Annotated in this window: 14 protein-coding genes; 8 read left to right on the top strand and 6 right to left on the bottom strand. The window is 50.8% G+C overall.

All coding sequences use genetic code 11. The features are described 5' to 3' along the window. Positions 1-238: 238 nt before the first annotated feature. Together mioC and asnC are read right to left on the bottom strand one after the other, a co-directional pair. Positions 239-688 (bottom strand): FMN-binding protein MioC, encoded by a 450-nt coding sequence (gene mioC / locus WBL83_RS00085; RefSeq protein WP_424587219.1) that lies wholly within the window; start codon positions 686-688, stop codon positions 239-241. Between the two features lie 89 nt (positions 689-777). Then, positions 778-1,236 carry a transcriptional regulator AsnC gene (asnC, locus tag WBL83_RS00080; protein ID WP_034499887.1) on the bottom strand — a complete coding sequence of 153 codons (459 nt, stop codon included), beginning with the start codon at positions 1,234-1,236 and terminating at the stop codon, positions 778-780. A gap of 156 nt (positions 1,237-1,392) precedes the next feature. On the opposite strand from asnC, the gene asnA reads away from it, so the two are divergent. Next, entirely contained in the window at positions 1,393-2,385 is a 993-nt protein-coding gene (gene asnA / locus WBL83_RS00075; RefSeq protein ID WP_424587218.1) for an aspartate--ammonia ligase, read from the top strand. A gap of 4 nt (positions 2,386-2,389) precedes the next feature. Here the strand turns inward: asnA and viaA are convergent, their stop codons facing one another. After that, positions 2,390-3,841 (bottom strand): ATPase RavA stimulator ViaA, encoded by a 1,452-nt coding sequence (gene viaA / locus WBL83_RS00070; protein WP_424587217.1) that lies wholly within the window; start codon positions 3,839-3,841, stop codon positions 2,390-2,392. Further along, positions 3,841-5,334 (bottom strand): ATPase RavA, encoded by a 1,494-nt coding sequence (gene ravA, locus WBL83_RS00065; protein WP_424587216.1) that lies wholly within the window; start codon positions 5,332-5,334, stop codon positions 3,841-3,843. Before ravA ends, viaA begins: the two co-directional genes overlap by 1 nt. Positions 5,335-5,559: 225 nt before the next feature. On the opposite strand from ravA, the gene kup reads away from it, so the two are divergent. The 7 genes from kup (at position 5,560) to rbsR (ending at position 13,438) form a co-directional block, all read left to right on the top strand. Then, the gene (kup, locus tag WBL83_RS00060) at positions 5,560-7,428 is read left to right on the top strand and encodes a low affinity potassium transporter Kup (protein ID WP_424587215.1); all 1,869 of its coding nucleotides are present in this window, start codon (positions 5,560-5,562) and stop codon (positions 7,426-7,428) included. A 194-nt stretch (positions 7,429-7,622) separates the two neighbouring features. Next, positions 7,623-8,042: a D-ribose pyranase gene (gene rbsD, locus WBL83_RS00055; protein ID WP_424587214.1), complete on the top strand. Its 420-nt coding sequence runs from the start codon at positions 7,623-7,625 to the stop codon at positions 8,040-8,042. A 7-nt stretch (positions 8,043-8,049) separates the two neighbouring features. Next, entirely contained in the window at positions 8,050-9,564 is a 1,515-nt protein-coding gene (gene rbsA, locus WBL83_RS00050) for a ribose ABC transporter ATP-binding protein RbsA (RefSeq protein WP_424587213.1), read from the top strand. Beyond that, positions 9,561-10,526 carry a ribose ABC transporter permease gene (rbsC, locus tag WBL83_RS00045; RefSeq protein ID WP_120063892.1) on the top strand — a complete coding sequence of 322 codons (966 nt, stop codon included), beginning with the start codon at positions 9,561-9,563 and terminating at the stop codon, positions 10,524-10,526. The genes rbsA and rbsC overlap by 4 nt, the downstream gene beginning before the upstream one ends. Positions 10,527-10,554: 28 nt before the next feature. After that, positions 10,555-11,442 (top strand): ribose ABC transporter substrate-binding protein RbsB, encoded by an 888-nt coding sequence (gene rbsB, locus WBL83_RS00040; protein ID WP_034460716.1) that lies wholly within the window; start codon positions 10,555-10,557, stop codon positions 11,440-11,442. 71 nt (positions 11,443-11,513) lie between these two features. Continuing rightward, positions 11,514-12,443 (top strand): ribokinase, encoded by a 930-nt coding sequence (gene rbsK / locus WBL83_RS00035; RefSeq protein ID WP_424587212.1) that lies wholly within the window; start codon positions 11,514-11,516, stop codon positions 12,441-12,443. Between the two features lie 2 nt (positions 12,444-12,445). Next, positions 12,446-13,438: a ribose operon transcriptional repressor RbsR gene (rbsR, locus tag WBL83_RS00030; RefSeq protein ID WP_424587211.1), complete on the top strand. Its 993-nt coding sequence runs from the start codon at positions 12,446-12,448 to the stop codon at positions 13,436-13,438. Here rbsR and mdtD read toward each other — a convergent pair. Next, positions 13,435-14,817, bottom strand: coding sequence for a multidrug transporter subunit MdtD (mdtD, locus tag WBL83_RS00025; RefSeq protein WP_424587210.1), 1,383 nt, complete (start codon positions 14,815-14,817; stop codon positions 13,435-13,437). The genes rbsR and mdtD overlap by 4 nt on opposite strands. A 42-nt stretch (positions 14,818-14,859) precedes the next feature. Further along, the gene (locus WBL83_RS00020; protein WP_424587209.1) at positions 14,860-15,558 is read right to left on the bottom strand and encodes a FadR/GntR family transcriptional regulator; all 699 of its coding nucleotides are present in this window, start codon (positions 15,556-15,558) and stop codon (positions 14,860-14,862) included. Positions 15,559-15,836: the final 278 nt, after the last annotated feature.

The following is a 15,836-nucleotide window of genomic DNA, read 5'->3' as shown; positions in this document are numbered from 1 at the left end:
TTATTATGATCTCTTATTAGGATCGGCATGTTCTGTGGATAACCGCTTTTATGCCAAAGAGATCAAGTGATTAAGAAGGATCGTTTGCTGTGTACTTCCGGTGATCCCAGAACGTATAAGCTGGGATCAAAAGCGGTAGTTATGCACAACTCAAAAAGTGAACAGGAGTTGTTATTGGGATAACTACTGCTTAACCCAAGGTTTTAAGCATACTTATACACAGATAAAAGTGAGATCTTTACAAATCCTGGAGTAAATTCTTCCATGATCCGACCCAAATCTCAGCCGGATCTTCAGGAATGTCGTGATCAAGGATGTTTACTTTCAATAAAGAGCCAACTCTTTTAGCGCCACATTCCGTGAGAAGGGTGTCCAGTTTCTCAATCGCACCGCAAAAAGTATCGTATTCACGGCTACCAATCCCGACTGCACCATAATGAACAGCACTCAGATCTGGGCGTTCTTCATTTATTGCATCAAAGAGTGGTTGAAGATTATCTGGAAGATCTCCGGCTCCATGAGTCGAGGAGACAATCAGCCAAATTCCACTGACAGGAAGATCTTCAAACAGTGGCCCATGCAACGTCTGGGTCGTAAAACCCGCTTCATCAAGCTTCTCAGCCAGATGTTCAGCTACATATTCGGCACTGCCCAGGGTACTGCCGCTAATCAGAGTAACTTCTTTCATTGCTGCCCACCTTTCCGAAACGATGGGCATTGTACGCTGTGTAAGGCCTGCGATCTACCTGTGGATAATATGGGTATTAAAAATAGCTGTCAGGGCTTGATGGTACGCATGATCGGGTTCTGAAGGGAGATCAACGTTTCGGTGGATTGAATTTCATCAATTGTTTGGATCTTGTTGATAAGTACCTGTTGAAGGGCGTCTATCGATCGACACATCACCTTAATAAAGATGCTGTAGTGGCCCGTGGTGTAATACGCCTCGGTGACTTCTTCCAGACTTTCGAGTTTGGCTAAGGCAGAAGGGTAATCTTTTGCACTCTTTAAAATGATGCCGATAAAGCAGCAAACGTCATAACCCAACTGCTTTGGGCTGATGTCGATACGCGCACCGGTAATGATCCCCGCCTGCTTCATTTTCTCTACGCGCACATGAATAGTGCCAGGGCTTACACCGAATTGTTTAGCCAGTTCGGCATAAGCGGTACGGGCATTTGCCATTAATGCGTCAAGAATGCCGCGATCGAGATTGTCGATCTGATAATTATCCATCACTTTTTCCTATGATTAGTAACGAAAGTACATATTTTATAGCCTTAAATTAGTCGATTAAAAACTAAGAAGGCTTTTTTATTGTTGATTATTGAATGTTACCTCATGTTTGTTGCTTAATCATCGTCAGTAAAACAACACAATAAAGAGAAAGCCATGAAAACTGCCTACATCGCTAAACAACGCCAGATTAGTTTTGTGAAGTCCCATTTCTCCCGTCAACTGGAAGAAAAGCTTGGTCTGATGGAAGTCCAGGCTCCGATTCTCAGCCGCGTGGGTGATGGTACTCAGGACAATCTGTCTGGTTGTGAAAAAGCGGTGCAAGTGAAGGTGAAAACCTTGCCTGAAGCGCAGTTTGAAGTGGTGCATTCGCTGGCTAAATGGAAAAGAAAAACACTCGGCCAGCATGACTTCAGCGCGGGCGAAGGGCTTTACACGCACATGAAAGCCCTGCGCCCCGATGAAGACCGATTGACGCCTATTCACTCTGTCTATGTTGATCAGTGGGACTGGGAGCGTGTAATGGGTGAGGGAGAACGTCATCTCGGGACGCTTAAGCAAACTGTAGAAAGCATCTGGGCGGCAATGAAAGCCACGGAAGCCGCAGTGAGCGAGCAATACGGTTTGACCGCTTTCCTGCCTGAACAAATTCATTTTGTTCATAGTGAAGAATTACAACAACGTTTCCCGGACCTTGATGCAAAAGGCCGTGAACGTGCGATAGCTAAAGAACTGGGTGCCGTTTTCCTGATTGGTATTGGCGGCAAGCTGGGTGACGGGAAACGTCATGATGTTCGTGCGCCGGATTACGATGACTGGTCAACACGCAGTCAGGGTGATTTCAAAGGGTTGAACGGGGACATTATGGTGTGGAACCCGATTCTGGAAGATGCTTTTGAGCTTTCTTCGATGGGGATCCGCGTTGACGCTGAGACGTTAAAACGTCAGCTGGCTGTGACCGGTGATGACGATCGTTTGCAACTCGAGTGGCATCAATCACTGCTGAAAGGCGAAATGCCGCAAACTATTGGCGGCGGCATCGGCCAGTCTCGTTTAGTGATGCTGATGCTGCAGCAGCCGCATATTGGCCAGGTACAGTGCGGCGTATGGCCTGCTGAGCTTCACGCTAAAGTTGATGCACTGCTGTAAGTGATTAACGCCGCCAGCGACGCAGCAGGCGGCTTCGCATCCCGGTATCAAAGCGCCAGATATGATCGAAAATGCGCATGATGCCGGGCTTGCCGTGTGTCGACATCGCTACTGCGTGGAAACGATGTTGATGGATCCGTTGTAGTTCCTTTACTTTCGTCACGACCTCGTCAGGCAAGCGCTGGGCGATGAAGTCGGAAATGACTACCGCATCCGCGTCAAACCATTCACTGCCCTGCATTTTCTCAGCAATCGCCCGGAAACAGCTGGCGAGATCGGTGCCACCGCGAAAACGCTGGCTCAAAAAGCGGATCGCTTGCTCAATACCGTCCGCACCACACACTTCGTAGCGCACCACTTCGCTGGAAAACAGCATGATGAAACAGCGACGGTTATCTGCCAGCGCCACGCGCATCAGTGCCAGGCAAAAAGCTTTGGCGCATTGTTCGTTAAAACCACCCATTGATCCGGACGTGTCGACGCAGACAATAAACGGCCCGCGGGGCTGTTCATCAAAATCCTGGTGAACAACCGGGCGCTCGACGACTTTTTCGCGCCATGAGTCACCATGTAATCGATAAGTCAGTAGTTGCTTTTCCACCAGCCGACGGTAGAACTCAAATTCCAGCTCGCTGATGCCCAGTGTGGCTAACTCCGGTGGCAGCAAACGCAGGATGTCATCGCTGCGCTGTAGGCCATCCACTTGTTCAGGAACCGTGGCGGGCTCACGTACCAGCATGCGCCAGGTTTCAGTCGGTGCATCTTTTCTGGGGACCGCTTTAGCCTCTTTGGAACGGCCGAGTTGCTCAGCAAGTTTCAGTAATTCCGGTTGGCTGGCAAGAAACTCACCGTACTGGACAATAAGCTGATAATCACCTCGATTAAGCGAACCGGCGCTCATATCCCAGAGTCGACCCGCAGCGTTATCACTGTCGACCAGTACCGGCGCAAGCTGGCCGCTTAATGCCAGCCGTTGTTGCACTTCAGCGAGTAGCTGATCACGCTCGTCCTCCAGTAACTGTTGATTGAGAGAAGTGGTCTGAACCACCAGGCTCAAGCGCCAGCGTTGCAGAAACAGCGTTTGTTGCGCGGCAGTCAGGCGAGGCATTCCCGCTACCAGCGTTTCAGCTTGTCCGTAAAAGGGTGACCCGACACTTTTCAGCAGCAGTAAAATTTCGGGAAGTTTTGCGGATAACTGGCTGGTGGTGAGTAACTGGCTTTCCTGATAGCACATGACTTCTCGCGCCAGCTCTTGTGGCACGTTGGTGTCATGCAAGCGCGCTTTCAGTGATTCCCTCCAGCGCGGAATATCTTTGGTTATCGCGTTTTTCAGGCGCGGGAATTTCTCAAAAAACACCGCTAACTGCGGTGCTGCCAGCAACGTAATAATAATTTCTTCAATTAACTCAGCCTCGCCAATGGTGAGGATGAGATCGAGCGCCTCAACGCTGAGCATTAATGTCGAGCCTGTTTAATTTGTTCTGCAACATCTTGCAGACTGGCTTCGATCTTGCCTAGCCATTCGTTATGGATAAATAGACATTTTTGCTGATCGTTAAAGCGTTCATGTTGCTGGTGGAGGGTCGCTTCAAGATCATCGAATTGTTGCTTGATCTCATCTGGCATCCCTTCCTGCTGTTTACCCGGCATCACTAACCGCGTGCCTTGCAGACTGACATCGCGCAGAACCAGATGCTGGCTGGAGTCGACTTCCATATTCAGTACCTGCGCAAAACCGATACCGTTAAGTTTGCCGCGCAGTTCCCCTCCCTTTATCAGCCATTGCGCACAGGCTTCGCGGGAAACAGACACGTGGATAACTTCGATATCGTGCAATTTAAGCGGCTGCTGAAGCAGTAATGTCAGCGTTTCGCCTGCCAGGTAGTCAGGCAACTGGTACTGCGGGCGGCGAGTAAACATCCCACCCTGTTTGGTTACGGTGATGGCTTCGCGGTCGCTATGCTGCTGTTGTAACTGAATACGGCGCTGCACGATGGCACCCAATTTTCCGAGCATGGCATGTTGCTGCCACGCGTGTCCGGTCATCAATATTTCAATTTGTTGTTGCATCAGATTCATCGCCGCAGTGTCATGCCACAAACAATCCTTAAGCAGGATCAAATCAATCGGTGCAACGGCGTTGCGGCCACAAAAGAAAGCGCTGGCTTGCAGCAGGCGAATGGCTTTCTTCCAACGCCGGTCAGACACATATGGCGCACCCGGGGCGTTTTCCAGTTGCTGGCGTAAGGTGAATATCAGTTCAAAGACGTTATCAGGCAGCGCAATGGTGCCAATTTCCTGCTGCCATTTGAAATACTCTTCATCGGTGACTTGCAGGCTTTCCGCTACAGGATTGTCATTCTCATCATGCTGACTGATGAGCATTGAGCGGAAATTACCTTTGTCCTGCACTTTATCGAGCCACAGACGAATCAGCATACGGTCGTACAATGCTTCGAGGCTGCTGTCTGCTTCCGGCAGTTCGTTAGAGGCGGCCACCAGCAAACGCATGGGGATTTTGTCTTCGCTCGCACCATTGCGAAAACGACGTTCATTTATCGCGGTAAGCAGGGTATTCAGAATGGCAGGGCCTGCTTTCCAGATTTCATCGAGAAACACGATTTCTGCTTCTGGCAGATAACCCGCCGTCAGGCGCTCGTAACGCCCTTCATCTTTTAAAGCCTGAATAGACAATGGCCCAAACACTTCTTCTGGCGTGGAGAAGCGTGTCATCAGATATTCAAAAGCGCGCGCATGCTGGAAAGCAAACTTCAAACGCCGCGCAATTAAACTCTTTGCAATCCCAGGCGGGCCAAGCAAGAAAACACTTTCGCCACTCAGGGCTGCCAACAGGCACAAACGCACCGCGTGGCTTCGTTCAAACAATCCTTTTTCCAGAGCCTGGCTAAGCCGTGAAATTCTTTCAGCCAATAAATGTGATTGAGCCATAATTAGCGTTACATCCTTACGCGGTGATCACTAAGCGAAAAAGCGAGTATATCGTTCATCTGTATTATCGTTAATGGATTGATGAGCGGCTCTTTTTTCCCTGACATAAGTTAAGCCAGTTGTATTTAGGGGTACGATTTACTTCATTATCGTGCATACTGTGCGCCTTTTTGTGGGCCAAGGGATTAAGCACACGCTTTCAGGATTCCAACAAAAGATTAGTCTATGAGCGCTGATAATAAACAATCATTGCCTGCAATAACGCTGGCTGCAATTGGGGTAGTCTACGGCGATATCGGTACTAGCCCGCTTTATACCCTTCGTGAATGTCTGTCTGGTCAATTTGGCTTCGGTGTTGAACGTGACGCCGTGTTTGGCTTTTTGTCTTTAATTTTCTGGCTGTTGATTTTAGTCGTTTCGGTTAAATATCTGACCTTCGTTATGCGTGCTGATAACGCCGGTGAAGGCGGTATTTTGACGCTAATGTCTTTGGCTGGGCGTAATACCTCGGCAAGAATGACGTCGGTACTGGTGATCATGGGATTGATCGGCGGCAGCTTCTTCTATGGCGAGGTGGTCATCACGCCGGCAATATCGGTTATGTCGGCCATCGAAGGGCTTGAGATAGCCGCGCCGCAGCTCGACGCCTATATCGTCCCGCTCTCTATCATCGTCCTGACGTTGCTGTTTATGATTCAGAAACACGGCACAGGCATGGTGGGCAAGCTGTTTGCTCCGGTGATGCTGCTGTGGTTCCTGGTGCTGGCGGTGTTAGGTGCGCGCAGTATTATGGCGAACCCGGAAGTGCTACAGGCGCTGAATCCGGCATGGGCCGTGCATTTCTTCCTCGAATATAAAACCGTTTCCTTCTTTGCTCTTGGCGCGGTAGTGCTTTCTATTACCGGTGTTGAAGCGCTGTACGCGGATATGGGGCACTTCGGTAAATTCCCGATTCGTATTGCATGGTTCTCTGTGGTTCTGCCCTCACTGGTACTGAACTACTTTGGCCAGGGCGCGTTACTGTTGAAAACACCTGAAGCTATCAAGAACCCATTCTTCTTGCTGGCGCCAGACTGGGCGTTAATCCCGCTGATGATTCTGGCAACGCTTGCGACCGTAATCGCCTCTCAGGCCGTTATCTCGGGCGTCTTCTCACTGACTCGCCAGGCTGTGCGTCTGGGATACTTGTCGCCAATGCGCATCATCCACACCTCGGAAATGGAATCCGGGCAGATATACGTTCCAGCAATTAACTGGATCCTTTATATCTCCGTGGTGATTGTGATTGTAAGCTTCGAACATTCCAGCAATCTGGCTGCGGCGTACGGGATTGCAGTAACGGGCACCATGGTGCTGACCTCAATCCTTTCGTGCACCGTGGCGCGTAAAAACTGGCACTGGAATAAAATTGCGGTGTTGCTGATGGGCATTTGCTTCCTGTGCATCGACATTCCATTATTCTCAGCAAACGTGGTCAAAATCTTCTCCGGTGGTTGGTTGCCGCTCTGCCTGGCATTGGTGATGTTCATTATCATGACGACCTGGAAAAGCGAGCGTTTCCGTCTGCTGCGTCGTATGCATGAACATGGAAATTCGCTGGAAGCGATGATTGCCTCACTGGAAAAATCACCGCCAGTTCGCGTGCCGGGTACCGCTGTTTATATGTCTCGTGCGCTTAACGTGATTCCATTTGCGATGCTGCACAACCTCAAGCACAACAAAGTGCTGCATGAGAGGGTCGTGCTGTTAACGCTGCGGACAGAAGATGCGCCGTACGTACACAATGTGAAGCGCGTTTCCATTGAGCAGTTGTCGCCAACCTTCTGGCGTGTGGTGGCAAGCTACGGTTGGCGTGAAACGCCAAATGTGGAAGAGGTATTCCATCGCTGCGGTTTGGAAGGGCTAAGTTGCCGCATGATGGAGACGTCGTTCTTCATGTCGCATGAGTCGCTGATAATCGGCAAGCGTCCGTGGTATCTGCGTCTGCGTGGCAAGCTGTTCCTCGCGCTGCAACGCAACGCCCTGCGAGCGCCGGACCAATTCGAAATCCCGCCAAACCGGGTGATAGAATTAGGCACACAGGTCGAGATTTAACGCTAACGCCTCTTCATTCGAAGAGGCGTTTTTCATTTCTTCGTGAGTGAACGCGCTCTCATATTCCCTTCCTTCTCATCGGTTCGCGAAACGTTTCGATAGCGATCACATTTTCGTAACTTCATGGTTGTTTTATCACCTCTCAATTTCCTACACTCCTTTTCAGCGAAACGTTTCGCTAGTGGAGTAAAAAAATGAAGAAAGGCACTGTTCTCAACGCTGATATCTCGTCTGTTATTTCCCGTCTTGGCCACACCGACACGCTGGTGATTGCCGATGCCGGATTGCCCATTCCACGCAATACACCGCGTATTGATTTGGCTCTGACCCACGGCGTACCTGGTTTTATGCAGGTTGTTGAAGTCGTAACACAAGAGATGCAAGTTGAAGCAGCGATCCTTGCTCAGGAAATCCAACAACATAATCCAGAGCTCCACGAAACGTTGCTCCAGTACATCGAGCAACTGCAACAACACCAGGGAAACACCATTTCTATTCGTTACATTAGTCATGAGCTGTTCAAGCAGCACACCGCCCAAAGCCAGGCGGTTATTCGCAGCGGGGAGTGTTCCCCGTATGCGAATATCATTCTCTGTGCTGGCGTAACTTTCTGAGGCCGGCATGGAACCCTTACTGCAATTAAAAGGGATCGATAAATCGTTCCCTGGCGTAAAAGCTCTTTCAGGTGCTGCGCTGAACGTCTACTCAGGTCGCGTCATGGCGCTGGTGGGCGAGAACGGCGCTGGCAAATCCACCATGATGAAAGTCCTGACCGGTATCTATCAACGCGATGCCGGTTCGCTGTTATGGCTGGGGAAAGAAACGACGTTTAATGGCCCAAAATCCTCACAGGAAGCGGGCATCGGCATTATTCACCAGGAACTCAACCTGATTCCGCAACTCAGCATTGCGGAGAACATTTTCCTCGGACGTGAATTTGTTGGCCGTTTCGGCAAGATTGACTGGACGAAAATGTACGCCGAAGCAGACAAACTGCTGGCGAAGCTTAACCTGCGCTTTACCAGCCAGAAGCTGGTAGGTGATTTGTCGATTGGCGATCAGCAAATGGTCGAAATCGCCAAGGTGCTGAGCTTTGAATCAAAAGTCATCGTGATGGATGAACCGACCGATGCGCTGACTGATACCGAAACTGACTCCCTGTTCCGTGTTATTCGCGAGCTAAAAGCGCAGGGGCGCGGCATTGTTTACATCTCCCACCGCATGAAAGAGATTTTCGAGATTTGCGATGATGTGACCGTCTTTCGCGACGGGCAGTTTATTGCCGAGCGCGAAGTGGCGACGCTGACCGAAGATACGCTTATCGAGATGATGGTCGGGCGCAAACTCGAAGATCAATATCCGCGTCTGGATAAACAACCCGGCGAAATCCTGCTGCGGGTCGATAACCTTTCCGGCCCTGGCGTACATGACGTGAGTTTCACTCTTCGTAAAGGTGAAATTCTTGGCGTTGCCGGTTTGATGGGCGCCGGTCGCACCGAATTAATGAAAGTGCTCTACGGTGCGCTACCGCGTACCGGTGGATATGTGGCGCTTGAAGGCCGGGAAGTGGTGACACGTTCACCGCAAGATGGTCTGGCAAACGGCATTGTTTATATCTCTGAAGACCGTAAGCGTGACGGGCTGGTGCTCGGCATGTCGGTTAAAGAAAACATGTCGCTGACCGCACTACGCTATTTCAGCCACAACGTCGGCAGCCTGAGACACAAAGATGAGCAGCAGGCGGTGCAAGACTTTATCCGTTTGTTCAACGTCAAAACGCCATCGATGGAACAACCCATCGGCCTGCTTTCTGGCGGTAATCAGCAAAAAGTTGCGATTGCCCGTGGCCTGATGACGCGTCCTAAAGTGTTGATCCTTGATGAGCCAACGCGCGGTGTTGATGTCGGGGCGAAGAAGGAAATCTATCAGTTAATCAATCAGTTCAAAGCCGATGGGCTAAGCATCATTCTTGTGTCGTCTGAAATGCCAGAAGTTCTGGGTATGAGTGACCGGATTATGGTGATGCATGAAGGGCATCCCGGCGGGGAATTTACCCGTGAAGAAGCCACTCAAGAGATATTAATGGCGGCGGCCGTCGGCAAGCTAAATCGTGTGAATCAGGAGTCTGTAAAATGAGTACCCAGTCTATTCCTACCCGTCGCTGGTTCACGAAAGCGTGGCTTCTGGAACAAAAATCGCTGATCGCTCTGTTGGTGCTGATTGCGATTGTCTCGAGCCTTAGCCCGAACTTTTTCACCGTTAATAACCTGTTCAACATCCTGCAGCAAACCTCCGTGAACGCCATTATGGCGGTGGGGATGACTCTGGTCATTCTGACTTCCGGGATTGACCTGTCCGTCGGTTCTTTACTGGCGCTAACCGGTGCGGTTGCCGCTTCGATTGTAGGTTTAGAAGTCAATGCTCTGGTGGCGGTTGCTGGTGCACTGGCGCTGGGCGCGGCTATTGGGGCTGTGACCGGTGTGATTGTCGCTAAAGGGCGAGTGCAGGCGTTTATCGCAACGCTGGTAATGATGCTTTTACTGCGCGGTGTCACCATGGTTTACACCAATGGCAGCCCGGTCAACACCGGTTTCTCAGATAACGCCGATGTGTTTGGCTGGTTTGGTATTGGCCGCCCGTTAGGCATCCCAACCCCTGTGTGGATCATGGGCGTAGTGTTCCTGGCCGCATGGTACATGCTGCATCACACGCGTTTGGGTCGTTATATCTACGCGCTGGGCGGTAACGAAGCGGCGACGCGTCTGTCCGGTATCAGCGTAAACAAAGTCAAAATTATTGTTTATTCACTGTGTGGTCTGCTGGCTTCTCTGGCGGGGATCATCGAAGTGGCACGTCTTTCTTCCGCACAACCCACGGCAGGTACCGGCTATGAGCTGGATGCTATCGCGGCGGTGGTTCTGGGCGGCACAAGCCTTGCGGGCGGTAAAGGGCGCATTGTTGGGACGCTGATCGGTGCACTGATCTTAGGCTTCCTGAACAACGGACTGAATTTATTAGGTGTTTCTTCTTATTACCAGATGATCGTCAAAGCAGTGGTTATTTTACTGGCGGTGCTGGTGGACAACAAAAAGCAGTAACAATCATAACCCTACAGGACATCTGAATATGAATATGAAAAAGCTGGCTACCCTGGTTTCCGCTGTTGCACTGAGCGCCACCGTGAGCGCCAACGCGATGGCTAAAGACACCATCGCGCTGGTGGTATCGACTCTGAATAACCCGTTCTTCGTTTCACTCAAAGACGGCGCGCAAAAAGAAGCGGACAAACTGGGATACAACCTGATCGTACTGGATTCGCAAAATAACCCGGCGAAAGAACTGGCAAACGTGCAGGACCTGACGGTTCGCGGCACCAAACTGATGCTGATCAACCCAACTGATTCCGATGCCGTTGGCAATGCGGTGAAAATGGCGAACCAGGCTAAAATCCCTGTGATTACCCTCGACCGTATGGCGAATCAGGGCACCGTGGTCAGCCACATCGCTTCTGATAACGTCGCTGGCGGTAAAATGGCGGGTGATTTCATCGCTAAGAAACTGGGCGAAGGCGCGAAAGTTATCGAACTGCAAGGTATCGCGGGCGCATCTGCTGCACGTGAACGTGGTGAAGGCTTTAAACAAGCGACTGCGGCTCACAAGTTTACTGTGCTGGCGAGCCAACCGGCTGACTTCGACCGTACTAAAGGCCTGAACGTTATGCAGAACCTGCTGACTGCGCATCCTGACGTGCAGGCGGTTTTTGCTCAGAACGACGAAATGGCTCTGGGCGCACTGCGTGCATTACAAACTGCCGGTAAATCCGATGTTCTGGTGGTTGGCTTCGATGGCACCGCTGATGGCGTGAAAGCTGTAGAAAGCGGCAAGCTGGGTGCGACAGTTGCACAGATGGCTGACCAGATTGGTGTTATCGGTGTAGAAACCGCAGATAAAGTATTGAAAGGCGAGAAAGTCGACTCCAAAATCCCGGTTGACCTGAAGCTGGTTACTAAATAAGACGACATAAGAAAAGCAGGGCATCGCGCCACCCACTCATCCGGGTGGCGCACTTAACTGGACTGATAAAAATGAAAACGAAAGGCAATCTCGTCGTGCTGGGCAGCATCAATGCTGACCACATCCTTAACCTCGAACATTTTCCTACGCCGGGTGAAACCGTGACTGGGCAAGAGTATCAGGTGGCGTTTGGTGGAAAGGGTGCGAACCAGGCTGTTGCAGCTGGGCGCAGCGGCGCAGACATTGCTTTTATTGCCTGTGTTGGCGATGACGACACCGGTAGTCGCGTTTGCAAACAGCTGGCAAGTGACAAAATCGATACCTCCCCGATTAGCACCATTCATGGTGCTTCAACCGGTGTGGCGCTGATTTTCGTGAATGGCGCTGGGGAAAACGTTATTGGTATCCACGCTGGAGCGAACGGGGCACTCACCCCTGCGCTGGTGGCGGAACAGAATCAGAAAATCGCCGAAGCCTCTGTGCTTTTAATGCAGCTCGAGTCACCGCTGGAAAGCGTGCTGGCTGCGGCTAAAATTGCCCATCAACATCAAACCAAAGTCGTGCTTAATCCGGCACCTGCCTGTGAGCTATCCGATGAGCTGCTCGGGCTGGTGGATATGATCACACCGAACGAAACCGAGGCCGAAAAGCTGACTGGAGTGCGTGTCGAAAATGACGATGACGCGGCGGTTGCGGCTCATGCGTTGCATGCGAAAGGCATCGAAACCGTGATTATTACCCTTGGTAGCCGTGGCGTATGGCTAAGTGAAAACGGCAAAGGTCAGCGCGTTGCAGGCTTTAAGGTCAAAGCTGTGGATACGATCGCTGCAGGCGACACCTTTAATGGTGCGCTAGTCACCGCGTTGCTGGAAGATAAACCGATGGCTGATGCCATCCGCTTTGCTCATGCCGCCGCCGCTATTGCTGTGACACGCAAAGGTGCACAACCTTCTGTGCCGTGGCGTCATGAAATCGACGACTTTTTGCAGCAGCAAGGATAATCATGCCCACCATGAAAGACGTGGCGAAGTTGGCGGGAGTTTCGACTTCAACGGTTTCGCACGTCATTAATAATGATCGTTTCGTGAGTGACGCTATTCGCGCAAAGGTCGATGCGGCAATCAAAACTCTTAACTATGCCCCTTCTGCACTGGCGCGGAGTCTCAAGCTCAATCAAACGCACACTATTGGGATGCTAATTACCGCCAGTAGTAACCCGTTTTATTCTGAGCTGGTGCGCGGCGTTGAACGGAGTTGCTTTGAGCGAGGTTACAGTCTGGTGTTGTGTAACACCGAAGGTGATGAGCAGCGCATGAATCGTAATCTGGAAACGCTGCTGCAAAAGCGCGTCGACGGTTTACTGCTGTTATGCACCGAAACCCATCTTCCTTCGCCCGACATCATGAGCCGTTATCCTTCTATTCCCACCGTGATGATGGACTGGGCGCCATTTGAAGGCGAAAGCGATGTCATTCAGGACAACTCTTTATTAGGTGGCGAAAGGGCAACGCAGCATCTTATTGATAAAGGCTATACCCGCATCGCCTGCATTACAGGGCCGCAGGATAAAACGCCAGCGCGGTTGCGGCTCGAAGGTTATCGAAATGCAATGAATCGCGCAGGGCTTGCGATCCAGCAAGGCTACGAAATCATCGGTGACTTTGAGTTTCAGGGCGGCTTTACGGCTATGAATTCACTTCTTGCGCTGGAACAACCGCCGCATGCGGTCTTCACTGGCAATGATGCGATGGCTGTTGGGGCTTATCAGGCGTTGTATCAGGCAGGTTTGAAGGTCCCGCAAGATATGGCGGTTGTCGGCTATGACGATATAGAACTTGCACGTTATATGACGCCGCCGCTCACGACCATTCATCAACCTAAAGATGAGTTGGGTGAGTTGGCCGTTGATGTACTGATACATCGCATGGCGCAACCCACTCTGGAACAACAGCGCCTGTTACTCACGCCTGAACTTGTCGAACGCGGTTCAGTCTAGCGTTTAATCATATTTCGCCCGTCTTTCGGGCGTAACAGCAAGAAGACCAGTGCCGAAACCAACGTCACGGCACCCATCGTCAGGAACGTGTAGTGGAATTGCTCGACGGTATTAATGCTGTCGATACCTTCATAGAGTCTCAGCACCGCTGCACTCACCGCAACCCCAAGGCTAATCGCCAGTTGCTGCGTGACGGCCAGCACACTGTTGCCACTACTGGCGTTTTCATCGGTGAGATCGGCTAGCGTGATGGTATTCATTGCGGTGAACTGCGTGGACATCGCCATTCCAAGAATAAACAGCGGTAAAATCAGTAGCCACACTTCCATTCCCGGCGACTGTAATGAGAATTGCCCAATCAGCAAACCGATGACCAGCGTGACGCCTACCAATGTTGTCCGGTAGCCCAGGCGACGTAATACTTGCGTAACGGTCGATTTTGCCAGCAGGGATCCAATGGCTGTGGGTGCCATCATGCATCCGGCTATCAGCGCCGAATAACCAAAACCGACCTGTAACATTAAAGGCATAAGGAAGGGGACGCATCCGGTACCCAGACGCGAGGCGAGATTCCCAATGATACCGATAGAGAAGGTTCTGGTGCGAAACATTGGGAGTGCGATAATCGGCGTGGGGTGGCGACGTGCGTGCCAGATATAAGTGGCTAATAGCAGAAGCCCGCCGATGATAATCAAAATGCCGATATAGCTGGCGACTATACGCTCACCGAATAACTCCATTCCGCTCGAGATACACACCAGGCTCAAACCAAACAATAGAAAGCCCGTCATATCGAACCCGCGACGTGGCGTTGTAAAGTTTGGCATGTACTTACGTGCGTAGATTAGCCCGAGAATACCGATCGGTATGTTAATGAGGAAAATCCAGTGCCAGCTTGCCCACGTCACTAAAACGCCGCCAAGCAGTGGGCCTAAGATGGGGCCGACGAGGCCCGGCATGGTGACGAAATTTAAAACGGGGAGTAATTCACTGCGCGGATAGGCACGTAATAATGCCAGACGCGCGACCGGCATCATCATTGCTCCGCCGATCCCCTGTATTACACGGAAGACAACTAACTCACCGAGTGAACTGGACATCGCACAGGCGAACGAGCCGAGAGTAAACAGAGTTACCGCGACCATAAACACGCGTCGGGTGCCGAAGCGGTCGGCAAGCCAGCCACTGACGGGAATCAGCATCGCAACGGTAAGGGTGTAACTGATGATCGCGGATTGCATAGCCAGCGGCGAACGGTTGAGGCTATGGGCAATGGCGGGTAATGCGGTGTTAAGAATGGTGGCATCCAGCGCCTGCATAAAGAAAGCCATCGCCGCAATCCACGGTAACCCGGCCATACTGCGAGCTGTTTTAGTCATTTTTGTCCTGATGTTTTAAGGCACGCAGGAGAAGGTGAGTCGTTACCCGTGTTCGAAGGGTTCTTTTAAGAGTGCCTGGCCTGCGACTAACGCGGCCTGACTGTCACCCTGGGTAATGGCATCAACGATTGCCTGGTGCAAATCGAGCTTGATAACTTCTTTATCGGTTATAGCGGTAAAGTAATTGTAATAAATAGAACGGAATAAGTTAGCGAAAGAACAAAGGAAAGGGTTACCACTCATTGCATAGATTTGTTCATGGTAAGCCATATCGACTTCTATCCAGCGTTGACGGTCAAAGGAACCTTTCATCTTAACCATCTCTGCCATCATCTCATTGAGAAAGGCTTTCTGCTCAGGTGTACCATTTACTGCAGCTAGTGCACAGGCCTGGGGTTCCAGGCTATTACGCATAATAAGGAAGTAATCCACCACTTCGTTAAAGTTCTCTTCTGTCATCCACCAGGTGAGTAATTCCTTATCAAGGAAGTTCCAGTGGGCGCGAGGCATAACGCGAGTACCGATGCGGGGACGAGGTAAAACCATACCCTTTGCTGTTAATGTCTTTACTGCCTCTCGTACAGCTGTGCGACTTACACCGAAGAGTTCACCTAATTCAATTTCACCAGGCAAGATGCTACCCGCTTCGTACTCACCTTTGAGAATGCGTTGAGCGAGTTTTTCCGCAAGAACATAGGAAAGGTTCTTTTGAGCGGCGAGTTGTTGGGCTGAGAGAGACATAAAACCAATTCCTTTAGCGTTGTTTCTATTATTAGTATGCCACCAGGTCTCCTTTTCTGATGCTTAAAACAGCATTTATCCCGTATTACATCCCTTTTGCAGTTCTTTTGGCGAAAAAAAAGACGCTTGGTAATCTTTTTGTAATAAACACTTGTCAGCTCCCAGAAAATCCCTATACTGCGCCTCCACTGACACGGCACAACGGCTTACAAACCGGCCCGTCAGTCAGACGAAAAGCGAAAATAAATGCTTGACTCTGAAAGAGGAAAACGTAATAT

The sequence above is a fragment of the Buttiauxella sp. genome, assembly GCF_049686335.1.
Classification (GTDB): Bacteria; Pseudomonadota; Gammaproteobacteria; order Enterobacterales; family Enterobacteriaceae; genus Buttiauxella.
This window is presented reverse-complemented; position numbering and strand designations above follow the sequence as displayed.